The sequence below is a fragment of the Halomonas sp. BDJS001 genome, from assembly GCF_026104355.1.
Taxonomy (GTDB): Bacteria; Pseudomonadota; Gammaproteobacteria; order Pseudomonadales; family Halomonadaceae; genus Vreelandella.
Genome location: NZ_CP110535.1, coordinates 4,868,311 through 4,891,218, shown reverse-complemented (window position 1 = coordinate 4,891,218; position 22,908 = coordinate 4,868,311). Strand labels below are relative to the sequence as shown.

Sequence of the window (22,908 nt, the reverse complement as noted above, 5' to 3'; positions counted from 1 at the left end):
ATCCATTAGCGACACAGCCTAAATCCGCGCATGCCCATATGAAAGTGGTCGGCATGCGCGGCGTTGTAGTCAGGCCCTAACACATTGCCAAAGGTATCGCAGGCCCCGTCACGGGCGGCCCTTAAGAACTCACCCACCTCGCCCTCATCATTCCAATGGTTGATCAGTGTAATGCGCTGCCCATTCTCAAATTGAAACCCCGTTACATCCAGCGCTTCGGCGGTGGCGTGTTCGCTGCGTCGGCCGGTCTCACGCCCGTAAACATTACGGCAGGCAAAACTACCCACGTGGTTAACCTGATTTACCCGGCTACTCATAATCTCTTCCGCTGCAGGCTGTAACGCATGGCGTTCATACATGACCCAGGCCAGCGCCAAGGGGCAGGTCGCCACAAAACTCTGGTTAAAAGAAACGCCGCTGGCTTGCAGGCGCACGACATTGGTAAGCGGGCAGCTTGCCGTAGGGGAGTAATCTGCTAACGGCATGTAGCTAAGTTCGCCATCAGGAACGGTATCTAATGCCGCTAAACAGCCCTCACGGTCATCCGCTAGGCGGCTTAGCTTAAGTTTAGTCACTGGAGTGATAGGGTCATCAATATGCAGAGGTGCCCAGGGCGCCCAGTGGCGGGGAATCTCAATGATGCCTTTTTGCAGGGCTACGCCCAATCCAATCAAGGCTAAAATAAATAGCGTACTGCGCATGCCTACCTCCCTGTATGTCATCGCCAAACGCTACAGTCGTCGCGCTGGGTGTGCGATACTGCGCAGCTTTACTGCTCTGCTGCAGTCGCTCAACTTGCTTTTACTTCGTATTCCGCCACTTATTTTTCGCTAACTGAAGGGAAAGTACTTCATGTCCCAAGGTACGCTGTTTATCGTTTCTGCCCCGTCGGGTGCTGGCAAGACTAGCTTGGTGCGCGAGCTAATCGAAAGCCTGGATGGGATTCAAGTATCGGTGTCGCATACCACGCGTGCCAAGCGTGAGGGTGAGGTGGATGGCGTGAATTACCATTTCACCAATGTGGCCGAGTTTGAAGCGATGATCACGCGGGGTGAATTCTTTGAGTATGCCAAAGTATTTGATAATTACTACGGCACCTCGCGCCAGGCGGTAGAGGTATTGCTGGCTGCGGGGCAGGACGTCATCCTCGAAATCGATTGGCAGGGCGCCCAGCAGGTACGCGCACAAATGCCTGATGCGGTATCGATTTTTATTCTGCCGCCTTCCCGCAACGAGCTTGAGCGGCGCCTTGCTAGCCGCGGCACCGACGAGCATGCGGTGATTGCCCGGCGTATGCGCGATGCGGTGAGTGAAATGTCTCATTACCATGAATATGATTACCTCGTTGTTAACGATGACTTCACCACGGCGCTGCAGGAGTTACAGTCGCTGGTGATCAGCCGTCGCTTAAGCCTTCCGGTAATGAGCGAGCGCCACGCGCCGCTGTTGGCTGCACTCTTGTCACAGGCGCCTACGGTCGAGTAATCTATTCGGTTCTACCGTGTTTTTAAATACGGCTTTAAATGCGTTTTTTCCGCTGGGTCGATGCCGTTTTCAACTTCTTAACGGCGTCGGCCCGGTTCCGTCATAACAGGAAGGCTCCCATGGCTCGCGTAACCGTTGAAGATTGTCTTGAAAATGTTGAAAACCGTTTCAAGCTGGTAATGATTTCCACCCAGCGGGCTCGCCAGCTGGCACGCGGTTCTCGTGATGCGCTGCTACCCTGGGAAAACGATAAACCCACGGTGATGGCGCTGCGTGAAATTGCCGCAGGCCTGGTCGATCACACTGTGCTCGACGAGCCCGTTGAAGCCGCTGTTCGTCCGCGCCCAGCGATGGCGCCTACTCATATCGACGACTAACGTTTTCAACGAAACCGATAGAGGCGCGGTAGATGTTCACCATTGATGACCTGGCCGATAGGCTCGGCGGCTATTTACCCCCGGATGAGATCCAGCAGGTCAAACGCGCCTTTTACTACGCTGAGCAGGCCCATGACGGCCAGCGGCGGCGTTCCGGCGAGCCCTACGTCACCCACCCGCTTGCGGTGGCGAATATTCTTGCCAATATGCACATGGATCATCAAAGCCTGATGGCCGCCATGCTGCACGACGTTATCGAAGATACCGGGGTTTCCAAAAAAGCACTGGAGGCCCAGTTTGGTAAACCGGTAGCCGAACTGGTGGACGGGGTATCCAAACTTACCCAAATCACCTTTGAAGACAAAGCCGTCGCCCAGGCGGAGAACTTCCAGAAAATGGTGCTGGCGATGTCGCGGGATATTCGCGTCATCATCGTTAAACTGGCTGACCGGTTGCATAATATGCGAACCCTGGGCGCTCTAAGGCCGGATAAAAAGCGCCGCATCGCCCGGGAAACGTTGGAAATATATGCACGTATCGCTGGGCGGCTGGGCATCAATACGATTCGTATAGAGCTTGAGGACCTCTCCTTTCAAGCGATTCACCCTATGCGCGCGGAGCGTATCAAACGCGCCGTTGCCAGTGCGCGGGGGCATCGGCGCAGCGCTATGCGCGAAATACAGTCTTCGCTGCAAAAGAGCCTGGATGACGACGCGCTTAACGGCACGGTGGTCGGCCGCCAAAAGCATCTGCTGTCGATCTATAAAAAGATGCGCGACCAGCGTAAGCCCTTTGCCGAAATCATGGATGTATTTGGTTTTCGCATCATTACCGAAGATGTGGCCAGCTGCTACCGTATTTTAGGCGTTGTGCATAACCTCTATAAGCCGGTGCCGGGGCGTTTTAAAGACTATATTGCGATCCCCAAGGCCAACGGTTACCAGAGCCTGCATACCACCCTGTTTGGTTCCCGGGGTATGCCCATTGAAGTGCAGATACGCACCCGCGAAATGGAAGCGATGGCCAATAACGGTATCGCCGCCCACTGGCTTTACAAGGCGGGCCAGACCTCGCATCCGATTGCCGAAGGCAGCCACGCCCGCGCCCGCGCCTGGGTGAAAGGGCTGCTGGAAATGCAGCGTCACGCTGGTGACTCGCTGGAGTTTATCGAACACGTTAAAAACGACCTGTTTCCTGACGATATCTATGTGTTCACGCCGAAAGGCGACATTATGGAGCTCCCCCAGGGCGCGACTGTAATCGACTTCGCCTACTCCGTGCATACGGATATCGGCAATAACTGCATCGCCTGCCGTATTGACCGCCACCTGGCACCGCTTTCGACGCGCTTGGAGAGTGGCCAGACACTGGAAATTATTACGGCCCCTGGTGCTAAGCCAAATCTCGCCTGGCTTAACTTTGTGACCACGGCAAAGGCGCGTTCAGCTATTCGTCACGCGCTAAAATATCAGCAGCAGACAGAAGCGATCATGCTGGGTCGGCGATTACTCAATAAAGCGCTGGCGCCCTTCGATACCAGCCTGGAAGAGCTGGATGAGAGTGTCCTCAAGCGGGCCTTCAAAGAGCTGGATGTGACTTCCGAAGAGTCGCTATTGGAGTCGCTAGGGCTGGGTAACCGTATGACCCACGTGGTGGCTCGCCGCCTGGTGGATGCCGCCCATGGTGATGAGACCTATGAGCATCCTGCAGGCGTTGACGGTAGCAAAGCCGTGATGATCAGCGGCAGTGAAGGCATGGTGCTTAACTTTGCGCGCTGCTGCCACCCGCTGCCGGGCGATCCGGTGGTGGGCCACCTTTCCACGGGTAAAGGCTTGGTGGTGCATCGCGCCGAGTGTAAAAACGTGGTGGATAAGAACTTCGCCGATAAAAACGACCCTGACAAGCTCTTCGCGCTGGAGTGGTCGGACACTATTGATGAAGACTTCCCGGTCGCGCTGCGTATCGAGATTGAGAGCCGCCGCGGGTTAGTCGCAGAGCTTGCCGGGCTGGTCACCGATGCCGATGCCAATATTGAGCGGATTGGCATTGAAGAGCGTGATGCCCACCTTTCCACCGTCAATCTGACCCTGTCGGTGAAAGGCCGCGTGCATTTGGCGCGTATTATTAAGCGTATCCGTAATCTTCCCAACGTTGGCAAGATAACCCGACTCGCCAATTAACGGCCTTATATAACGATATACCGATAAAAAAATTGGCAGTGATCGCTATTTTTCATTATCAAATAATTAAGTATTACCTACTACAGGAGCGAACCAACCTATGAGCAACAAAGCTGTTATCAACACCAGCAAAGCCCCTGCGGCTATTGGCCCTTACTCCCAGGCCATAAAAGCGGGCAACACGGTGTATCTCTCCGGCCAAATTCCGCTTGATCCCGCCACCATGGCGATTGTGTCTGAAGATTTTGAAGCCCAGGCACGCCAAGTATTCACCAATCTGCAAGCAGTGTGCGAAGAAGCGGCGGGCTCGCTAAGCGATATCGTTAAACTGAATCTGTATCTGGTGGATTTGGATAACTTTGCGATTGTTAACCAAGTCATGGAAGAGTTCTTCACCGCTCCTTTCCCCGCCCGCGCCGCCGTTGGCGTTAAAGCGCTGCCCAAAGGCAGCCAGGTGGAAGCGGAAGCGGTGATGGTTATCGGTGACTAGGTCGCTCTAGGCTTTATTTAGCTCTAGAAAGCCGCCCTCTTTGAGTACCTGTGCATAGCCTTCGCGGTAGCTGGGGAAGCGGAACTGATAACCAGTGCTCAATATGCGCTGGTTATCGCAGCGTTTGCTAGTGCGCCGACGTAAAGGCGACTGCATGGTCTCGGTAGCTTCGACGTTAAGCTGCTCGGCCAGCCACATCATGACGTTATGCATGGTGACCGGTTCGCAGTCGCTACCCAGGTAGATTTCCGCCAGCGTCTCCCCCCGCTCCTGATAACGAATCAGGTGAGCAATAATGCCGGTGCAGTCGTCGCGGTGAATGCGATTGGAGTAAACCACTGGCGTGATCGCGGCCACACGGCCTTCAGCCACCTGATGAATCAGCCGGTCGCGGCCTGGCCCATAAATGCCGGAAAAGCGAATCACAGTGCCGGGCAGGGAGTGATTGATTAGCGCCTGTTCGGCTTCGCGCATCAGTATGCCCGAGAAGCTCGTGGAGTCAGTGGGGCTCTCTTCATTGACCACTTCGCCCTCCTGCTGGCCGTGTACACTGGTCGAAGAAACAAAAAACACCCGGCGCGGAGGTGTTTTGTGCTGTTCCATCACGCCCAGCACACGTTTTAAGCCTTCAGGGTAGGCGCTTTGATAGGCGCTCTCTTCGAAACGGTCAGCGCTGACGGTATACACCACATAGTCAGCTTGGGGCAGGCTTTTGGCATCGGCATCTTCAAGGCTATCCAGGTCTAACGCCAGCGGTTTAATGCCGGTGCCTTTTAAGGCTTCCACATTACGCCGTAGGCCTATCACCTCGTGCCCTTCCTCGAGTAACTCACGCCCAAGGTTGATCCCTATATCGCCACAGCCGATAATCAGTACGGTTAGCTTCACCGTGCTCACTCCTCTTGATTAATATTCCCTATTAGATGCAAAGTCTCTACTAGATATGAGATTGTCGGATAAGAAAACCGACGGCAGAGCTTGCTAGTCCTTTTCCATCCCGCTGACTGCCACTTTGTTAGTCACACGCTGCTACGAGAGGATGCCACTGGCACCGCTATGACTTTAACAGAACTTCGCTACATCGTAACCCTCGCCCAGGAGCGCCACTTTGGCCGCGCGGCAGAGCGCTGCCACGTTTCGCAGCCCACACTATCGGTGGCGGTGAAAAAGCTGGAAGAAGAGCTCGAAACACCGCTGTTTGAGCGATCCAAATCCACCGTACAGGTTACCCCGCTGGGTGAAAAGATCGTCGCCCAGGCCCAGCGTGTGCTAGAGCAGAGCAGCCTGATTTTTCAGCTCGCCAGTGCGGGCAAGGATCAGTTGGCCAACCCGCTGCGCATAGGGGCGATTTACACCATTGGGCCCTATCTGTTTCCCCATCTAGTGCCAGCCCTGGCTAGCGCAGCCCCGCAGATGCCGCTGTACATTGAAGAGGGCATGACCGGCACCCTGCGTGGCAAGCTAAGAAGCGGCGAGCTGGATGTGATTATTGTCGCCCTGCCGTTTACCGAAACCGATGTGGTGACCAAGCCGATCTACGACGAAGCCTTTGAAGTACTCATTCCTGCCAACCACCCCTGGGTCGAGCGGGAAGCGATCAATAAAGAGGACTTGCTCGAAGAGCGATTGTTGCTGCTTGGCGAAGGCCACTGCTTTCGGGATCAAATTCTGGAAGCTTGCCCGGCGATTACCCAAAAGCTTAATAGCCCCAATAATACGCTGATCGCCGAAGGCGGCTCGCTCGAGACCATTCGCCATATGGTGGCCTCCCGGTTGGGCATCACCGTATTGCCGCAATCTGCACTCGGCACCGACCAATACGAAAATGCCATGCTGGTCAGCCGACCCTTTGTGGAGCCAGCGCCGTCGCGCACCGTGGCGATCGCCTGGCGGGCAAGTTTTCCTCGCCCCAAGGCCATTGAGGCATTGATACAGGCGATCAGCCACTGCCGCCAACCCGCCAAAGCCGTGAAAAGCGCTCCATGAGCGACCTCTCCGCGCCGATTACCGCGCTGAAGGGCGTAGGCGAAGCGCTGGCGCTGAAACTTGGCCGGTTGGGGATCGAGCGGGTGAGCGATCTGCTGTTTCATCTGCCGCTACGCTATCAGGATCGTACGCGGCTGACGCCGATTGGCCTGCTACGCGCTGGCCAAGAAGCGGTAATAGAGGGCGAAGTGACCGCTTGCGATGTGGTCAAAGGGCGCCGTCGTAGCCTGCTGGTGCGCCTGCGCGATGCCAGCGGTATTTTGAGCCTGCGCTTTTTTCACTTCTCGCCTGCCCAGCAGCAACAGCTGCGTCCTGGCGCCACCGTGCGAGCGTTTGGTGAAGCGCGGGCCGGTGCGACCGGTTTAGAGATCTACCACCCTGAGTATCGCCTGAGTGGCAGTGAAACCCCGGTAGAGGAGTACTTCACGCCTATTTATCCTACTACCGAAGGCTTGAACCAGCCGCGGTTACGCGCCCTGGCGCAGCAGGCGCTGGGTTATCTGGACGAGGCTCCTGAAGCCTTGCCCGACGTCATACCCAATACCCTTCTTCAGCGCTTTCAGCTACCGGGCCTCCACGCCAGCCTGCATTTACTGCACCAGCCACCGCCTGATGTGAATATCGAACAGTTGACCAGCGGTCAGCACCCGGCCACGCGCAGGCTGGCGCTGGAGGAGCTGCTCGCCCACCAGTTAAGTCTGCGCGAAGTGCGCCTGCGTATTCAGGCGGATGGCGCGCCGACGTTGCCCTCTGGGCGCAGCTTGCAGGCGCGCTTTTTGGCCCAATTGCCGTTTGCCTTAACCGGTGCTCAGCGCCGCGTTCTGGAGGAGATCGGCCACGATTTAAGCCGCCCGGCGCCGATGCTGCGGCTGATTCAAGGCGATGTCGGCTCGGGCAAGACCGTTGTCGCCGCCATGGCCGCGCTGAGCGCCCTGGCGGGCAACTGCCAAGCGGCGATCATGGCGCCGACGGAAATCCTCGCAGAGCAGCACTACCGCTCGTTTAAAGCCTGGTTTGAGCCGCTGGGCATCGAAGTGGCTTGGCTGGCGGGCAAGCTCAAAGGTAAAGCGCGGCTGGATGCCAAGGCGGCGATCGCCGATGGCCGCGCGCGCATGGTGGTGGGCACCCACGCGCTGTTTCAGGATGACGTTCACTTCCAGTGTTTAGGGCTGGCGATTATTGACGAGCAGCACCGCTTTGGCGTGCATCAGCGCCTGGCGCTGCGCGAGAAGGGCGAGGCGGGCGGCTAACGCCGCATCAGCTGATTATGACCGCCACGCCGATCCCCCGCACCCTGGCCATGAGCGCCTATGCAGATTTGGATGTGTCGGTCATCGACGAGCTGCCCCCGGGGCGTACGCCGGTAAAAACCGTGGTAGTGCCCGACGAACGCCGCCCGGAAGTGGTGGAGCGCATTCGGCTAGCCTGCAGCGAAGGCCGCCAGGCCTACTGGGTATGCACCTTGATCGATGAGTCCGAGGTACTGCAGTGTCAGGCCGCCGAAGTCACCCGCGACGAGCTCACCGTCGCCCTGCCTGAGCTGGCGGTGGGGTTGGTTCACGGGCGCATGAAATCGAGCGAAAAAGCTGAGGTGATGACTGCCTTTAAAGAAGGAGAGCTGGATCTACTGGTCGCCACTACGGTAATCGAAGTAGGGGTGGATGTGCCCAACGCCAGCCTGATGATTATCGAAAACCCGGAGCGACTGGGACTTTCCCAGCTGCACCAGCTACGTGGCCGGGTAGGTCGCGGCAGCACGGAAAGCTTCTGTGTGCTGCTCTACCATCCGCCGCTATCAAAAAGCTCCCGCCAACGCTTGGCAGTGATGCGCGAAACCACCGACGGCTTCCGCATCGCCGAGAAAGACCTTGAAATCCGCGGCCCCGGCGAAGTCCTCGGCACCCGTCAAACCGGCCTTGCGCAGATGAAAATTGCCGACCTTGAGCGCGATGCCGACCTGCTAGAGCGGGTTACGGCCATGGCCCAAACGCTACAAGGCAACCCTGACATCACCGCCGTGCTGGTACGCCGCTGGCTTGGCGAAGCGGCAGGGCGTTATGGGCAGGTGTAGTGAGTTTGGTTAGGCGCTAGCCGTGCTTGGCGCGTGCTCTTCACTTCCCACCAACCGATTAGCGGCTTCGCCCAGCGGGGCGAGTTGCTCGGTAATAAGGCGCAGCTGGCTCTGGATAGGGCGGTAGAGAGTAACGGCTTTTTCATCTGCGGATAGCGCACTTTTCTCTTCTAGCTGGGCTAATAACTCGGCAGCTTGATCCGCTAGTGGCTCAACTGGCTGGCGCTGGTTTAATCGCGCGGCGATTTGTCCCAACAACTCACCAATACGTTTTGCTACCGGCACTAGCGTGGCGTCGTCTTCATCGTCAGCTAACTGGTGGCGATGGGCGCCCAATGCCGAGAGATGACTGAGCAGGGTGTTGGAGAGCACCAGAAAGCGCAGCCCGTTGTCCGCGTCCAGTTTTCGGTAATGTCCCGGTTCATGGAGCATATTGGTGAGCAGGGTGGAGAGCGCCGCGTCGGCGTTATGGGCATTGCGCCGCGCTAGGCGATAGGCAAGATCATCCTGTTTGCCCTCCTCGTACTGGTGGATAATCTCTTCCAGGTAGCGGCGGTGGTTATTCAGCGTATTGGCCGCTTCCCGGTAGAGCCTGCGCCCCTGCCAGTCGGGCAGAATAAAAAACACCGCTAAGCCTGCGATGAGTGAGCCAAGCAGGGTGTCGAGTAGCCGCGGCAGGATCAGGTCGTAGCCGTCGCCTACTTGATTGAAGCTGCACAGCACCAGCAGAGTGATGGAGGCGGTAGCGATGACATAGTGTTTTTCGCGGTTAGCGAAGAAGGAAACCCCGGCGGCCACGGCGATCATGCTCTGCACCAGCGGGTGCGGAAAGAGGCTGATCGACGCCCACCCCACCGTCAGGCCCAATACCGTGCCCATAATCCGCTGTGACAAAAATCGCCGCGTGGTGGCAAAGTTGGGCCGGCAAACAAACAGCGTGGTCAGCAGAATCCAGAAGCCCTGCTCAGGGTCAATCCACTGCATTAGCCCATAGCCAGTGGTGAGGGCAATAGAGAGCCGCACCGCGTGGCGAAAGGTGGGGGAGCCAAGGGTAAAGTTGAGGCGCACCCGCCTCCACGCTTCGAGCAAACTGGATGGTGAGCGGTCATACAGTGAACTGTCGCGCCGCTCATCGCTGACACCAGGATTGTGTGCGCTGGCGAGCTGGTTTTCCAGCGTGGCCAGGTTCTCTGCCAGCGCGCTGAGCGGGTAGAGCAGCGGGCGCCATTCGGGCTTGCCCTGGTCGCGCAGGTTTTCGATGGAAGCGTGAAGGTCGGCCAGGGCCTCTTCGCTCTGCTGGTGATCAAAAGGTCTATTGAGTAGCAGCGATTTGGCTAGCTGACGGCAGGAGCGCCCCTGTTGATCCAGCAGCCGCTGGCAGCGAAACAGCACATCGTGGTGGAAAAAAGCCTTGCTGAGCGCGCTATAGGGGTAGTGGGTGGAACTGGCACGCTCGTGAATATCCTGGGCGATAAAGTAGATACGCAGGTAGCGGTTAAGCTTTTGATCGCCGCGCTGCCCCTCTAAGCGCCTGAAAATCATCTCTTTGGCTTGATTAAGCGCAGCAACGACTTGGCCATTCTGGCGGGCTAGCGCCACCCGACGCGCTTCAACATCGACACCTCTCACGGGCTCAAACAGCGCTGACTTCAAAACCAAGAGTTCACCCAGCGCTTTGTACACCCGTGCCATGCTCTGTTTGACCGGTTGGCGGGAAAACAGCGCGCACCACACCACTGAAATCAGCCCATACCAGGCTGCCCCGGCCAACAGCAGCAGTTGGCGTGCCGCTACGTCGCCATCTACGCCACCATGCTGCTCGATATTGATCATCGAATAGATGGATAGAATCAGCGTACCTGAGGCAATCGTCGCGTAGCGCTGGCCGATGGCGCCGAGCATGATCAGACAAAAGGTCGAAAGCCCCAATCCCACTACAAATAGCCAAGGCCAGGGAAATAACCACTGGACAATAAAGGAAGCCGAGGTAAAACAGACCAGCGTTACCAGCAGCGCTTGCAGCCGCCCTTGCCAGCTGTCGTCGGTTTCAGACAGCGCGCAGGCGATAATGCCTAAGAAAAGTGGGATGACCAGCGCCACATCGCCCATTAGGCCGCTGAACAGCAATGCACCGCTGAACGCTATAAAAACGCGCAGACTGTAGGCGAATTTATCCAGTGTCCAAAGGCGCCGTAGCGGCAAAGAAATGGGCATAGAGACTCTTATAAGTGATTATTAGACTTTAGTATAACGTGTTGGCGCTGGATGTCGCCACCTCTGCTCTCAACGCTTGAGTGTTCTAAAAAATAGCGCACGAAAGCCCTATGATTGAAACGGTAACCTTTCGATACTCGGAGTGACTCTAAAAAGAACAGGGACACTCCTATGGATCTCAAACTGCTGCTGGACTGGCGTCTGCACCTCACGGTGATCGTGACGTCAATGTTTGCCGAGTGGATCGGCATCGTGCGTATCCCCCTTGGGCCTGGAACACTGCTATTACTACCGCTGCTCTATGCCTTTGTGATTGGCGTACTGTTTAACCCCCACCTTTTTTCGGCCATGGGCAAGGTGATTCCCAAACCGGTCAGTAATGCCGCAGGCCCTATCATTCTGATCGCTATTTTGCCGTTTATTGCCAAATTTGGCTCTACCATTGGCCCCGCCATTGAGCAAATTATCGCCGCTGGCCCCGCGCTGATCCTCCAGGAATTGGGAAATCTTGGCACCATGCTGATCGCGCTGCCCTTTGCGGTATTAGTGCTCAAAATGGGCCGGGAAGCGATTGGTGCTACCTACTCTATCGCCCGTGAACCCAATATTGCCATTATTTCAGACCGTTACGGGCTAAGAAGCCCTGAAGGTATCGGTATTATGGGCGTCTATGTCGTGGGCACCATGTTCGGTACGCTCTATTTCGCCTTGATGGCGGGCTATATCGCCTCGTTGGATATTCTCGATATTCGTGCTCTGGCCATGGCCTGTGGGGTGGGCAGTGGCAGTATGGTGGCGGCGTGCTCGGCTGCCTTGGCCGAAGCGGTTCCGGCATCCAAGGATGAGCTGCTCGCCTTTGCCGGGGCCAGCAACCTGCTTACCTACGCCACCGGTCTGTATATATCGCTATTTATCGCGCTACCGATCACTGAGTGGATGTACAAGCGCTTAAAAGGCTCGCGCCAGGAGGTTAGCCATGAAAACTCATGAGAGCACGGTCGATCAGTTTGATGCCGAAGCGCTGAAAGAGTTGCGCCCGGAAAACCAACTTGGCAAAACGGCTTTGGTACTGGCCGCTGTGTGTATCGCTGCGTGGTTTAGCAATATCGTCAACGGTTCGCCGCTATTAGACGCGCTGCCCGGCATGCTGATTCTGTATGTGATGGTCATTATCGGTTTGGTGATTGGCCGTTTTTGCCCATTTTACCTACCCAGCGTGGCCTGGGTGTCGCTGGTGAGCATTATCGCAACGCTGCCCTTTTTTCCGGGTAACGGCTGGATAATCGCCCGATTGGCCGAAGTGGACTTTCTTGCGGTGGTCACGCCGGTACTGGCCTACGCCGGGCTGGCGCTGACCGGCCGTGAGTTTGCCATGTTCAAGCAAACCGGCTGGAAGCTGGTAATTGTGGCCCTGCTGGTCTTCACCGGCACCTTTATCGGCTCTGCCGTTGTTGCCCATGTCATGCTTTAAGGACAAAACGATGACTGCTTCAGTAGACTTACCGGAAAATGAAGCGCTAATCGCCTGGCGCCACGATTTTCACCAACACCCGGAAACCGCCTTTGAGGAGCACCGCACCAGCGCGCGCATCGCCGCACTGTTGAGCGAGTGGGGCTTTGAGGTGACCACCGGCATTGCTGGTACCGGTGTAGTGGCAGCCTTGGATGGCCGTTTGGGGGAAGGTAAAACCATCGGCCTGCGGGCCGATATCGACGCCCTGGATATTCGCGAAGAGACGGCGCTTGCCTACGCCTCCAAGACGCCTGGCAAGATGCACGCCTGCGGCCATGATGGTCACACCACCATGCTATTGGGCGCCGCCTGGGCGTTGAAGCAGCAGCCGGATTTCAAAGGTCGGGTGGTGTTTATCTTTCAGCCCGCCGAAGAGAACGCCGGCGGTGGGCGGGTGATGGTCGAAGAAGGTCTGTTTGAGCGCTTTCCCATGGACGCCGTGTACGGCTTGCATAACTGGCCGGGTCTGCCGGTAGGCGTCGCCGCGGTGCACGATACTGACGTCATGGCCGCCTTCGATATCTTTAGCCTGACGCTGACCGGCAAAGGCTGCCACGCGGCGATGCCGCACTTAGGGACTGATACGGTATTGGCGAGCTGTCAACTGATTAGCCAACTGCAGGGGCTGGTGAGCCGCGAGACGCCTCCGGATAAATCGGCGGTACTCAGTTTCACCAGTATTAACGCGGGGGATACGTTTAACGTGATTCCCGAGCAGGTGGCGCTTCGCGGTACGCTGCGCTGTTTTGATATGGCGCTTAAAGAGCACCTAGAGACGCGCTTTAAGCAGGCGATTGCAAGCCTGGCGGAGTTTCACGGCTTATCCGTTGAGCTGGACTATCAGCGCTGCTACCCCGCCACTATCAATACCCCTGAACACGCCCAGCAGTGCGCTTCGGTGCTGGAAAATTTACTGGGTAGTGGCAACGTGATCCGCAACCCGCCGCCGAGTATGGCTTCGGAAGATTTCTCGTTTCTACTTACCGAGCGCCCAGGTGCCTATATCTGGATGGGCAACGGCGAGGCGTCCGCGTCGCTGCACAACCCGCGCTATGACTTTAACGACGCACTATTGCCGCTAGGCGCACGCTACTGGGTGGAGTTGGTAAGCGCACTGCTCGTCTAAATCGTTACTTTTTTCTTAGCTACAAGCGTTATTCGCTCTCTGATGCCCAATGGGTAGGGGAGCGTCTACGCCAAATATCAACACCGAACACGGCGTTTCGTTACCCAAAAAGCGCTGTAGGGAGTTTTAGAATGTCTTTAACCATTACAGTCATCGGGCTGGGGCAGATGGGCGGCAATATGGCGCTCACCCTTAAAGCAGCAGGGTTTGCAGTAACGGGTAGCGATCTGTTTGAGCAGGCGCGGTCACGCATCGCTGCTCAAGGGTTACCCGTTGTGGCGCCCGAAGAACTGCCTGCAAGCGATGTGTACCTGCTGTCGCTGCCGACTTCCGCCCATGTGCGCGAGGTGATCGAGCAATCACCGGGCTTACTCAGCCTAGCGCCGAAAGGCAGTGTGATTGTGGATACGTCGACAAGTGACCCTCAGGTTAGTCGCGAACTGGCTGAAAACGTCATCGCAGCGGGTCTTCAATGGCTGGACGCCCCCGTCAGCGGCGGCCCTAAAGGCGCTGCCAGCGGCAAGCTAGGGATGCTGTTGGGAGGCGATGAACGCACTATCGAACGGGTATTACCGATGCTGGAAGCCATGTCAGCCAAGCGCACCCATGTGGGCGGCCCAGGCAGCGGCCATGTGGTGAAGCTGGCCAATAACTACCTGTGTGCTGCGCACTTGCTGACCACCGCAGAGGCAGTCGCCATGGCCGCCAAAGCAGGCGTTGACCCCGCCGCCTGTTTGGCGGGATTCAATAGTGGCTCCGGACGCAGCGCGGTGAGCGAAGTAAATTTCCCCGAGTGGGTGCTAAGTGAACGCTTCGACTCAGGCTTTACCACCGGCTTAATGCGTAAAGACCTGCGTCTGGCGCGGGATGCCGCCGAGCAACTGGGTATTCCACTGCCGCTGTTACAAGCCGTGGTCGATGCCTGGCACGGGAACGCCGATCATCCCGCCGATAGCGACGATTTCAACCACATCACCACGCCGATTTTAGCGCGTGCTACTCAAGCGGAGGGCAACGAATGAACGCACTCAGTCAACACGCCAGTGATCATCTTGCCGAACTGCTCGAAGGTTTCGGATTAGCCGCTGCCACGCCACTGAGTAACTGGATTAACGGTGAGTTAGTTGCGGGTGAGGGTGAAATAATCAGCCTGATTAACCCGGCCACTGGCGAAACGCTGGTGAACTATCGCGATGCGGGTGCTGTGCTGATTGAGCGTGCCGCCCAAGCCGCTGAGCGTGGGCAGCGCGAATGGATGGCGCTAACCGCCAGCGAGCGTGGGCGTCGCATGAATGCGGCACTTCGCGGCCTGGAGGGCCATGAAGAGGCGCTGGCGCAGCTGGAAAGCGTCGTTGCCGGTAAGCCGATTCGAGACTGCCGCGCTGAAGTGGGCAAAGTGCGCGAGATGTTCGAGTACTACGCAGGCTGGTGCGACAAACAGCATGGCGAAGTGATTCCGGTACCGACTTCGCACCTTAACTATGTGCGCCACGTGCCCTATGGCGTAGTGGGACAAATCACCCCCTGGAACGCGCCGATGTTTACCTGCGCCTGGCAGCTGGCCCCGGCCATTGCCGCAGGCAACGCCGCCGTATTGAAGCCTTCTGAGTTAACCCCGTTCTCCTCGGTGGTGATTGCCAAGCTGCTGGAAGGCGGCGGGTTGCCGAAGGGGCTGATCAATATCGTCAATGGGCTGGGCAAAACGACCGGCGCAGCGCTGACCGACCACCCCAACATCAGCAAACTGGTGTTTGTCGGCTCGCCCCAGAGTGGCCGTATGATTGCCGAGGCGGGCGCACGGCGGCTGGTGCCCAGCGTGTTAGAGCTGGGGGGCAAGTCCGCCAATATCGTGTTTGCTGACGCCAAGCTGGATGAAGCCGTCGCGGGCGCCCAGGCGGCCATTTTTGCCGCTGCAGGGCAGAGCTGTGTGGCGGGTTCACGGCTGTTGGTCGAGCGCCCGGTGTTTGAGCAGGTCACCACCCGCCTAGCGCGGGCAGCAGAACAGATTCCGGTGGGCCTGCCCAGCGATGAAGCGACCCGGATGGGGCCGCTGCAGAACCGCCGTCAGTTTGAGCAGGTCACCCGCATGATTGATGCGGCGGTAGCCGCTGGCGCAACGTTGCTAACGGGAGGTAAACGGCCAGAGGGATTACCTGACGAGGCTCAGGGCTATTTTATCGCCCCTACCGTACTGGTCGATGTCACGCCGGATATGGAGATCGCGCAACAAGAGGTGTTCGGCCCGGTGCTGGTGGCCATGGCCTTCGACACTGAAAATGAGGCCATTCAACTCGCTAACGAAACACGCTTTGGTTTGGCCGGTGCGGTATGGAGTCAAGACGTAGCGCGGGCGCATCGCGTCGCCGGTCAGTTGCGTGCAGGCACGGTTTGGATCAATAGCTACAAGGCGATCAGCGTGATGTCGCCGTTTGGTGGCTTTGGCGATAGCGGCTTTGGCCGCTCCAGCGGCTTGGATGGTCTGCGCGAATACACGGTGCCGCAAAGCGTTTGGGTGGAAACCGCACCAGAGGCCAGCGTGGCGTTTGGTTATGGCAGTGGCGTTGGTTGATCGCTTACCGAGCTGGGTTCTCGGAATGCCTGCATCCAGCGCTGCAAATGGCGCAGCAATAGGATGCACGCCTTGGGCTGTTGGCGGCCAACGCGGGTGACCATATGAGCCTGGGAGCGCTGAAAAAGCGGATTATCTACTGGGCGCGCCACGAGTGTGCCCAGCTCCAGGTCGTGGGCGACGGCAAAGGCGGGTAGCAGGGTAATGCCCATGCCACTGCGCACGTACTGTGCCAGAACCACCATGGAGTTAGTGTTCATTGCCAGACGTGGGGCAATCCGCGCCTGCTGAAAGGCCTGATCGACCATTTGGCGCACCCCATGGCTGGTATCCCACATGGCCATGGGCTCGGCGCTCAGTTGATCGAGAGAGAGCGGCGCAGGCTGTTTGGCCAAGGCATGCTGCGGTGACAGGATGGCCATTAATGGCTGTGGGCTGGAAGCCCAGAAACGCAGTTGAGGATGGGTTCTTTCGTGGAACATTAAGCCTATATGGCTGTGATCATCGACCACGGCTTCAATAATGCCCGAGGTGCCGGCGATATGAATATCGAGCTGGATACCCGCATAAAGCTGGGTGAATTCATGCAGTGGGGACGCCACTAGATCACTGACGAACCCTTCACCTACGGTGAGCGATATTCTGCCGGTTTCCAGGCGTTGGTAGGATTCAAGCGACGCAATAAAGCCTTCATCAAGGGCTCCGCGACGTTCGCAGTACTCAAGCAGCATTTCGCCTACCGGGGTAGGCGAAATGCCGTCACGCTGACGCTCCATTAGGGTGGCTCCCAAGGCTTCTTCCAGCAGCACTATCTGCCGGCTCACCGCCGAGGGAGCTATATCCAAGCGCGCCGCTGCGCGGCGCACTGAACCAGACTCCAGGGTAACGCGAAAGTACACTAAGCGTTGATGAGGTATATCCATCGATATGAAGCGCTATAAATACTTGAGTAGTTTTTGCAGCTTATTCATATCGGCGGAGTCACCTACCAGGCGCACACTGCCGTTCATCATGCCGTCTAGAAAGGCTTGCTGAGTGGGCTTTTTGAGTACTTTTAAGGCGGTATCCTGGTCACGGAAACGTAGCTCAAGATCCAAGTCCACGGGTAGCCCTTTGCCGGTAGTGACACTTTTCGGCGTCATCCGGTAGTGGCGGGCGATACTTAGATCTTCCGTGGCAATCCCCCAGTCCAGGCCGCGCATGCGTTCTAACTGTTCACGAAAGCGCGGTTTGCGGCGCAGGGCGCGTTTGAGCAGTACGCCCAGTAGCCACAGCGTCAGCTTGAGCTTCATTAGGAAACGGCGTCCTTAAGTCCTTTGCCTGGTTTAAAGGCAACGTTTTTGCTGGCCGGGATCTGCAGCGGAGCGCCGGTTTGTGGGTTTTTGCCGGTACGCGCTGCACGCTCACGTACGGTGAAGGTGCCAAAACCAATCAGAGCGACATCTTCGCCCTTGGCACAACTGTTGGTGATTTCATCCAGAATAACGTTTAGCACTTGGCCTGCTTTATCTTTGGACAGGTCGGCACTTTCAGCGATGGCGGCAGCGAGTTCAGGTTTGCGCATAAGGAATCTCCCCTTGTTAATAAAAATCAAACAAATGCATGTTGTTGGGTGCGTAGCCGATTAGGTTAGCTTCTCTAGCCTAGTCGTGAACGCGACGAAAATCAGCCTAGCAGCGTAGGTGCTGCTCTGGAAAGCTCCACTTTCCTTCTCACGCAGCCGCCTGTCAACGCAAAACCAATCAAACGCCCGTCTTTATTTTCAGCCAAGGCACTGATATCACCGCCTTCACCTTCAATTCGCCAGCGCTCCGGGGTGGTCGTTGGTGGGTAGGCAACCACCGGTAACAGCGGCGTTTTTACCACTACCGGCCAAGCGCCAAAGCTAACCGGTGTGGGGGTACCCAAAAGTGTTGCTGCCAGGGCTTTTGCGCTGGCTTGCAGCGGCTGTACGTACATGGCATTAACGCCGTCCACACAGGCTACATCGCCCAGAGCGTAGATATTGGGGTGCGATGCGCGCAACTGGCGATCAACCGCTATGCCGCTAGGCGATACGCATAAGCCGGCGGCCTCGGCAAGCGCTGTGCGGGGTGCGAGGCCAGTGGCCATTAGCACGAGATCAGCGTTGACGGCCTCGCCGCTATCCAACCGCAGAACAGTAATTTCATCGCTGCTGAGCGCTATAGACTCAATTGAGCGGCCAAGGTGAAGATGGATACCCGCTTCGCTAAAGGCATCACCCAAGGCGTTCCCTAAGGGCGGTGGCAGTAAGCGAGGAAGTAGGGATGCCTCGGGGGCGACGATGCTGACTTGGTGACCGCCAGCGTGAAGATCATTGGCAAACTCACAGCCCACTAGCCCCCCGCCAATAATCGCTACCCGTAAAGGGCGGTGGCCCAATGCTTTATGAAAGCGGCGGTAGTCGTCTAGGTCATTGATCGTAAAGCAGCGTGACGCCACGCTGGCGTCGATATTGAAGGGCACCCGTGGCGCAGCGCCGGTGGCCAGTACCAGGGTGTCGTAGCCAAGCACCGTGGCGTCTTCAAGAAGAACTTTTTGGTTATCCACATCCAGTGCGCTTACCAGGGTGTGGATAACCATCTCGGCATTAAGCTCTTCGCCCAGTTCACTGGCGCTCCGCTGGGCCAATTGGTCAGGCTCCAGGCCCTTGGCGAAGCCGGTGGAGAGCAATGGCTTGCTGTAGTCATCGCCGCTGTCCGCGCTCACCAGCGTGATTGAGCGTTGGTCGCCCAGGCGGCGCAGCGCCCGGGCAAGGCCAACCCCTGCCATGCCGGTGCCAATAATCACCAGCGCAGCGTGTGACGACGGTTGTTGTGTTTGGGGTGCGGGCATGCAGATACCAAAAGAGTTGCTAAAGAAAAAAATGACTAAAAAGGGTTGCCGACAATAAGAGGCGCCCAACCATTTTGTGAAAAAAGTCGCTGAAACCAAAGCCTCCAATGCCTCATGTTACACTAGCCAGCCCGTTAATTGCCCTGGAGAACTCGGTGACGGCTGCTGCTTTTCGGCAAACTCCTCTATTTTCTCGCTGGCGCCCGATTGATGCGGTGCGCCCGGCGATGAGTGCTTCTTGGTGGCAGTGGGTTGCCTCCACCGACTCGTTAACCGCACGCTTGATGGCAGCGGGTGGAGCTAAGCCGTTTCGCGTACGGCTGCTACGCCAGGGCGTCGGCTGGCCGCGACAGGATGAGGCGCAGGCGCTGGGCATTGGGGCCAAGCGGTACGCCTGGCTGCGGGAAGTAGCACTGTGCTTGGATGAAACGCCCTGGGTGGTGGCGCGTTCGGTCGCTCCACTCGCGCAGCTCAAGGGCCAGCGCTTGGATCGTCTGGGGGAACGCTCGCTAGGCAGTTGGCTATTCCGTCAGCCGGGTTTAATCCGTGGGTCATTAGAGGCGACGACGCAAGTGCCGACTTTCGCTAGCGTGAACGGTATACAAGGAAACGCTGCTTGGGGCCGTCGCTCTGTTTTTTCTTACGGCTGTAAGCACCACTCTCTGTCGTTATTAGTTCAAGAGTACTTTTTGAGTGCAATGGCGGATGATCTTGGCCTGCCTTCGCGCTAGGCTAGCGCCTGCATCTTATTCTTCGTGAGGTAAGCATGAATCGTTCACTGTTGCGGCCGAAGGGATGGGCTCGCATGGCAGATTTTTTACAGCTGATGCGCTTGAATCGGCCGATAGGCACATGGCTGTTGATGTGGCCGACGCTGTGGGCACTTTGGGTCGCTGCAGAAGGCGTGCCCGGGCGAAATGTGCTGCTGATTTTCGTGGCCGGTGTTTACGTGATGCGTGCCGCGGGCTGCGTGGTCAATGACTATGCGGATCGCCACTTTGACGGCCATGTGAAACGTACCAAAAACCGTCCATTAGCCACGGGCCGGATCAGCGAAACCGAGGCGCAGCTGCTGTTTATTGCCCTGGTGGCCGCGGCGTTTATTCTGGTACTACTAACCAACTGGTTTACGGTGCTGCTCTCGCTGGGCGGGGTGCTGCTGGCGATTATTTATCCGTTTATGAAGCGCTATACCCACTTTCCTCAGGTGGTGCTGGGTGCAGCGTTTTCCTGGGCGATTCCGATGGCGTTTGGCGCCGTACTGGGCTACGTGCCGCTGGAAGCATGGCTGCTATTCTGCGCTAATGTGTGCTGGACAGTGGCTTACGATACCCAGTACGCCATGGTTGATCGCGACGACGATTTAAAAATTGGCATTAAATCAACGGCCGTGCTGTTTGGAAATGCAGACCGTTGGATCATTGGCCTTCTCCAGCTAGCCACCCTGGGGTTGCTGGCCTGGGTAGGCTGGCGGGTTGGTTTAGGTGGTTTCTTCTGGTTAGGGCTCGCGGCAATGGCGGCGACTTTCCTGCATCAGCAGCGCTTAATTCGCTATCAGGAGCGGGATGCCTGCTTTCAGGCGTTTCTCAACAATCACTGGTCGGGGCTGCTGATTTTTGCCGGTATCGCGCTAAGCTGGTGGCCTGTGGCTGGCTAATCGCGGCGATTGTCATGTAATTGTCATCAAGTCATGGTGTTATCGTCACTGACATGTCATTGATCTGTTTATCTTTGAAGTGCTTTTCTTTGAACTGGTTTCTTTGAACACCGTGAGGCTCTGGTATGACCGCCAAGACCGTTCTGATTGTCGATGACGAGGCGTCGATTCGCGAGATGATCGCGGTAGCGCTGGAAATGGCTGACTATCGCGTGCTCGAAGCGGATAACGCCCAGGATGCCCATGCCATGGTGGTTGACCACCAGCCCGATCTACTGTTGCTGGACTGGATGATGCCCGGCACTAGCGGTATTGAGCTGGCAAGACGCCTAAAGCGTGAAGAAGCCACCGCCGAAATCCCGATTATTATGCTCACCGCCAAAGGCGAAGAGGATAATAAAATTCAAGGGCTTGAAGCCGGTGCCGATGACTATATCACCAAGCCCTTTTCACCTCGGGAATTGGTGGCACGGCTAAAAGCGGTGCTGCGTCGTGCGACGCCGCGTGGCGTTGAAGACCCGATTGAAATTAACGGTCTGCTGCTTGATCCGGTGAGCCACCGGGTAAGCGCCCACGGCAAAGCCTTGGAAATGGGCCCCACCGAGTACCGATTGCTACAGTTTTTTATGACCCACCAAGAGCGCGCTTATACACGTAGCCAACTGCTTGACCAAGTATGGGGTGGCAATGTGTATGTCGAAGAGCGCACGGTCGACGTGCATATTCGCCGCTTGCGTAAAGCGCTGGGCGATGTGCATCAGAACCTGATTCAAACGGTTCGGGGTACCGGATACCGTTTCTCTGCACGGGTGTAAATGTGCGCCTATGGAGCCGTGAACTGTGGCGGCTAGCGTGGCTGGCCACGCTGGGCACCTGTCTGGGCTGGTTATTGGGTTCAGCAGGGCTAGGGCTGGCGGCAGGGCTGGCGATATGCCTGTTTTATCATCTCCGGCAGTTGCGAGAGCTTTACCTGTGGCTCACCCTCCACCCCCATGATGAGCCGCCTGCTGCCCGCGGAATGTGGGGCGAGCTATTTGACCGCTTATACCGCTATCAAAAAAGCCAGCGTATTACCCAAAGCCGTCTGAGGGCTACCTTGGCACGCATCCAAGAATCCTCTGAAGCGATGCGCGACAGCGTGGTTATGCTTGATCGCCACGGCGACCTGGAGTGGTGGAACAGCGCCGCTACCGCCATGCTGGGGCTACAAACGGCCCACGATAGGGGCCAACACATCACCAACCTGCTGCGCGACCCAAGCTTTATCAGCTACTTTAATGCGCGTAACTACAGTGAGCCGTTAACGCTCACCTCGCCGATTGATGAGCGGCGAATCCTGCAGTATCAAATTACCCTGTATGGCGACGACGAACGCTTGGTCATGGCTCGCGATATTACCCGCTTGCATCGGCTTGAGCAGATGCGGCGCGACTTTGTCGCCAACGTCTCCCACGAGCTGCGTACCCCGCTTACCGTTCTCTCCGGCTATTTGGAAACCTACAGCGATATCGCCGATCAGCTTCCGCCGCGCTTGGGTCGCAGTATCCAGCAGATGCAGGAACAGACCCAGCGTATGCAGAATTTGGTCAATGATTTATTGCTGCTCTCGCGTTTGGAGATTGACCAGGGGGGGAAAGATCATCACCCGCTGTCACTTGAACCTTTGCTGCAAAGCGTTTGTGCTGATGCGCTAGCCCTATCGCATCAACGGCATACCATCACCGTCGAGCTCGAAAGTGACGCCCGGCTACTAGGCAGCGAGCAGGAAATCCGTAGTGCTGTCTCTAACCTTGCCTTTAATGCGGTTCGTTACACGCCAGCAGGTAGCCAAATCACACTGCGCTGGAAGGCGGACGCTTCAGGCGGCGGCTATATCGATGTGGAAGATAATGGTGAAGGCATTGATCCTGTTCATATCCCCCGCTTAACGGAACGCTTTTACCGGGTCGATAAGGGGCGCAGCACGGCGACGGGGGGCACGGGTTTAGGCTTAGCCATCGTTAAGCACGTTTTGTTGCGTCACGATGCGCAGCTGCAAATTGAATCTCTCCCCGGCAAGGGCGCACTGTTTCGCTGCGCCTTCCCCTCCTCGCGTCTCGTTTAATTTAGCAAAGGCATCCGACGCACAATATTTGTAGAAGTGTGTAATATTGGCATGCAAGGTCGGTAAAACTTTACCCATGTGCCATTTTTATACAGCTAAAAGTGCTGATTGACGGCCAGAGTAGTACCTCTTTGGTACGCTGTTAATAAATTAAGTTTTTGATTTTATTTGTTTTACTTTTTTATTTTCGTTTTTGGCATGCGGCTGCATATTAATAGATAAGAGAGATGACCGCAGGAATTGCTGGCTTCTATTAAGCCTTTCTTTCTTAACGAAGTGG

At 57.0% G+C, this 22,908-nt stretch carries 21 protein-coding genes and 1 pseudogene; 15 read left to right on the top strand and 7 right to left on the bottom strand.

Annotated features, from left to right (window positions below):
• Positions 1–5: 5 nt before the first annotated feature.
• Positions 6–701, bottom strand: coding sequence for an extensin family protein (locus OM794_RS22805; RefSeq protein ID WP_226249071.1), 696 nt, complete (start codon positions 699–701; stop codon positions 6–8).
• Positions 702–852: 151 nt separating this feature from the next.
• On the opposite strand from OM794_RS22805, the gene gmk reads away from it, so the two are divergent.
• The 4 genes from gmk (at position 853) to OM794_RS22785 (ending at position 4,532) form a co-directional block, all read left to right on the top strand.
• Positions 853–1,485: a guanylate kinase gene (gene gmk / locus OM794_RS22800; protein WP_226249073.1), complete on the top strand. Its 633-nt coding sequence runs from the start codon at positions 853–855 to the stop codon at positions 1,483–1,485.
• Between the two features lie 119 nt (positions 1,486–1,604).
• A complete protein-coding gene (gene rpoZ, locus OM794_RS22795; protein ID WP_007112267.1) occupies positions 1,605–1,862 on the top strand; it encodes a DNA-directed RNA polymerase subunit omega in 258 nt (85 codons plus the stop codon).
• A gap of 32 nt (positions 1,863–1,894) precedes the next feature.
• A complete protein-coding gene (locus OM794_RS22790) occupies positions 1,895–4,042 on the top strand; it encodes a RelA/SpoT family protein (protein WP_088698299.1) in 2,148 nt (715 codons plus the stop codon).
• Positions 4,043–4,142: 100 nt separating this feature from the next.
• On the top strand, positions 4,143–4,532 hold the full coding sequence (locus tag OM794_RS22785) for a RidA family protein (protein WP_022521094.1): 390 nt from the start codon (positions 4,143–4,145) through the stop codon (positions 4,530–4,532).
• Positions 4,533–4,538: 6 nt separating this feature from the next.
• Here OM794_RS22785 and OM794_RS22780 read toward each other — a convergent pair whose 3' ends face one another.
• Entirely contained in the window at positions 4,539–5,420 is an 882-nt protein-coding gene (locus OM794_RS22780; RefSeq protein ID WP_226249075.1) for an SDR family oxidoreductase, read from the bottom strand.
• A gap of 168 nt (positions 5,421–5,588) precedes the next feature.
• Here OM794_RS22780 and OM794_RS22775 point away from each other — a divergent pair, with 168 nt between their 5' ends.
• Positions 5,589–6,518, top strand: a complete 930-nt coding sequence (locus OM794_RS22775; RefSeq protein ID WP_088698301.1) for a hydrogen peroxide-inducible genes activator — start codon at positions 5,589–5,591, stop codon at positions 6,516–6,518.
• A pseudogene (recG, locus tag OM794_RS22770) lies at positions 6,515–8,589 on the top strand (ATP-dependent DNA helicase RecG). The gene OM794_RS22775 and the pseudogene recG overlap by 4 nt, the downstream one beginning before the upstream one ends.
• Before the next feature lie 9 nt (positions 8,590–8,598).
• Here the strand turns inward: recG and yccS are convergent.
• The gene (yccS, locus tag OM794_RS22765) at positions 8,599–10,803 is read right to left on the bottom strand and encodes a YccS family putative transporter (protein WP_226249076.1); all 2,205 of its coding nucleotides are present in this window, start codon (positions 10,801–10,803) and stop codon (positions 8,599–8,601) included.
• 171 nt (positions 10,804–10,974) lie between these two features.
• Between yccS and OM794_RS22760 the strand changes: the two genes are divergently transcribed.
• The 5 genes from OM794_RS22760 to OM794_RS22740 all read left to right on the top strand — a co-directional run bounded on the left by OM794_RS22760 (position 10,975) and on the right by OM794_RS22740 (position 16,011).
• Positions 10,975–11,793, top strand: a complete 819-nt coding sequence (locus OM794_RS22760; protein WP_226249077.1) for a DUF3100 domain-containing protein — start codon at positions 10,975–10,977, stop codon at positions 11,791–11,793.
• Positions 11,780–12,274 carry a hypothetical protein gene (locus tag OM794_RS22755; protein ID WP_082934300.1) on the top strand — a complete coding sequence of 165 codons (495 nt, stop codon included), beginning with the start codon at positions 11,780–11,782 and terminating at the stop codon, positions 12,272–12,274. The genes OM794_RS22760 and OM794_RS22755 overlap by 14 nt, the downstream gene beginning before the upstream one ends.
• 10 nt (positions 12,275–12,284) lie before the next feature.
• The gene (locus OM794_RS22750; RefSeq protein WP_226249078.1) at positions 12,285–13,442 is read left to right on the top strand and encodes a M20 aminoacylase family protein; all 1,158 of its coding nucleotides are present in this window, start codon (positions 12,285–12,287) and stop codon (positions 13,440–13,442) included.
• A 131-nt stretch (positions 13,443–13,573) separates the two neighbouring features.
• Positions 13,574–14,464 (top strand): NAD(P)-dependent oxidoreductase, encoded by an 891-nt coding sequence (locus OM794_RS22745; protein ID WP_265154123.1) that lies wholly within the window; start codon positions 13,574–13,576, stop codon positions 14,462–14,464.
• Positions 14,461–16,011, top strand: a complete 1,551-nt coding sequence (locus OM794_RS22740; protein ID WP_226249079.1) for an aldehyde dehydrogenase family protein — start codon at positions 14,461–14,463, stop codon at positions 16,009–16,011. Before OM794_RS22745 ends, OM794_RS22740 begins: the two co-directional genes overlap by 4 nt.
• Here OM794_RS22740 and OM794_RS22735 read toward each other — a convergent pair.
• From OM794_RS22735 to OM794_RS22720, 4 genes are all read right to left on the bottom strand, one after another.
• Positions 15,990–16,934: a LysR family transcriptional regulator gene (locus OM794_RS22735; RefSeq protein WP_226249080.1), complete on the bottom strand. Its 945-nt coding sequence runs from the start codon at positions 16,932–16,934 to the stop codon at positions 15,990–15,992. The two genes, OM794_RS22740 and OM794_RS22735, sit on opposite strands and share 22 nt — an antisense overlap.
• Before the next feature lie 12 nt (positions 16,935–16,946).
• Positions 16,947–17,303, bottom strand: coding sequence for a hypothetical protein (locus tag OM794_RS22730; protein ID WP_088698309.1), 357 nt, complete (start codon positions 17,301–17,303; stop codon positions 16,947–16,949).
• Positions 17,303–17,575, bottom strand: a complete 273-nt coding sequence (locus OM794_RS22725) for an HU family DNA-binding protein (protein WP_064232353.1) — start codon at positions 17,573–17,575, stop codon at positions 17,303–17,305. Before OM794_RS22725 ends, OM794_RS22730 begins: the two co-directional genes overlap by 1 nt.
• 101 nt (positions 17,576–17,676) lie before the next feature.
• Complete coding sequence (locus tag OM794_RS22720; protein ID WP_226249081.1) at positions 17,677–18,867, bottom strand: NAD(P)/FAD-dependent oxidoreductase; 1,191 nt, start codon at positions 18,865–18,867, stop codon at positions 17,677–17,679.
• 107 nt (positions 18,868–18,974) lie between these two features.
• Between OM794_RS22720 and OM794_RS22715 the strand changes: the two genes are divergently transcribed.
• The 4 genes from OM794_RS22715 to phoR all read left to right on the top strand — a co-directional run bounded on the left by OM794_RS22715 (position 18,975) and on the right by phoR (position 22,628).
• On the top strand, positions 18,975–19,598 hold the full coding sequence (locus OM794_RS22715; RefSeq protein WP_226249082.1) for a chorismate--pyruvate lyase family protein: 624 nt from the start codon (positions 18,975–18,977) through the stop codon (positions 19,596–19,598).
• 35 nt (positions 19,599–19,633) lie between these two features.
• Positions 19,634–20,524: a 4-hydroxybenzoate octaprenyltransferase gene (gene ubiA, locus OM794_RS22710; protein ID WP_226249083.1), complete on the top strand. Its 891-nt coding sequence runs from the start codon at positions 19,634–19,636 to the stop codon at positions 20,522–20,524.
• 125 nt (positions 20,525–20,649) lie between these two features.
• A complete protein-coding gene (gene phoB, locus OM794_RS22705) occupies positions 20,650–21,339 on the top strand; it encodes a phosphate regulon transcriptional regulator PhoB (protein WP_007112280.1) in 690 nt (229 codons plus the stop codon).
• A 2-nt stretch (positions 21,340–21,341) separates the two neighbouring features.
• Positions 21,342–22,628 carry a phosphate regulon sensor histidine kinase PhoR gene (gene phoR, locus OM794_RS22700; protein ID WP_226249085.1) on the top strand — a complete coding sequence of 429 codons (1,287 nt, stop codon included), beginning with the start codon at positions 21,342–21,344 and terminating at the stop codon, positions 22,626–22,628.
• Positions 22,629–22,908 lie beyond the last annotated feature (280 nt).

What these genes read in the sequence shown, in the direction of transcription:
- OM794_RS22805 (WP_226249071.1), bottom strand. Translation starts at nt 701, where the DNA reads ATGCGCAGTACGCTATTTATTTTAGCCTTGATTGGATTGGGCGTAGCC.
- gmk (WP_226249073.1), top strand. Translation starts at nt 853, where the DNA reads ATGTCCCAAGGTACGCTGTTTATCGTTTCTGCCCCGTCGGGTGCTGGC.
- rpoZ (WP_007112267.1), top strand. Translation starts at nt 1,605, where the DNA reads ATGGCTCGCGTAACCGTTGAAGATTGTCTTGAAAATGTTGAAAACCGT.
- OM794_RS22790 (WP_088698299.1), top strand. Translation starts at nt 1,895, where the DNA reads ATGTTCACCATTGATGACCTGGCCGATAGGCTCGGCGGCTATTTACCC.
- OM794_RS22785 (WP_022521094.1), top strand. Translation starts at nt 4,143, where the DNA reads ATGAGCAACAAAGCTGTTATCAACACCAGCAAAGCCCCTGCGGCTATT.
- OM794_RS22775 (WP_088698301.1), top strand. Translation starts at nt 5,589, where the DNA reads ATGACTTTAACAGAACTTCGCTACATCGTAACCCTCGCCCAGGAGCGC.
- yccS (WP_226249076.1), bottom strand. Translation starts at nt 10,803, where the DNA reads ATGCCCATTTCTTTGCCGCTACGGCGCCTTTGGACACTGGATAAATTC.
- OM794_RS22760 (WP_226249077.1), top strand. Translation starts at nt 10,975, where the DNA reads ATGGATCTCAAACTGCTGCTGGACTGGCGTCTGCACCTCACGGTGATC.
- OM794_RS22755 (WP_082934300.1), top strand. Translation starts at nt 11,780, where the DNA reads ATGAAAACTCATGAGAGCACGGTCGATCAGTTTGATGCCGAAGCGCTG.
- OM794_RS22750 (WP_226249078.1), top strand. Translation starts at nt 12,285, where the DNA reads ATGACTGCTTCAGTAGACTTACCGGAAAATGAAGCGCTAATCGCCTGG.
- OM794_RS22745 (WP_265154123.1), top strand. Translation starts at nt 13,574, where the DNA reads ATGTCTTTAACCATTACAGTCATCGGGCTGGGGCAGATGGGCGGCAAT.
- OM794_RS22740 (WP_226249079.1), top strand. Translation starts at nt 14,461, where the DNA reads ATGAACGCACTCAGTCAACACGCCAGTGATCATCTTGCCGAACTGCTC.
- OM794_RS22735 (WP_226249080.1), bottom strand. Translation starts at nt 16,934, where the DNA reads ATGGATATACCTCATCAACGCTTAGTGTACTTTCGCGTTACCCTGGAG.
- OM794_RS22730 (WP_088698309.1), bottom strand. Translation starts at nt 17,303, where the DNA reads ATGAAGCTCAAGCTGACGCTGTGGCTACTGGGCGTACTGCTCAAACGC.
- OM794_RS22725 (WP_064232353.1), bottom strand. Translation starts at nt 17,575, where the DNA reads ATGCGCAAACCTGAACTCGCTGCCGCCATCGCTGAAAGTGCCGACCTG.
- OM794_RS22720 (WP_226249081.1), bottom strand. Translation starts at nt 18,867, where the DNA reads ATGCCCGCACCCCAAACACAACAACCGTCGTCACACGCTGCGCTGGTG.
- OM794_RS22715 (WP_226249082.1), top strand. Translation starts at nt 18,975, where the DNA reads ATGCCTCATGTTACACTAGCCAGCCCGTTAATTGCCCTGGAGAACTCG.
- ubiA (WP_226249083.1), top strand. Translation starts at nt 19,634, where the DNA reads ATGAATCGTTCACTGTTGCGGCCGAAGGGATGGGCTCGCATGGCAGAT.
- phoB (WP_007112280.1), top strand. Translation starts at nt 20,650, where the DNA reads ATGACCGCCAAGACCGTTCTGATTGTCGATGACGAGGCGTCGATTCGC.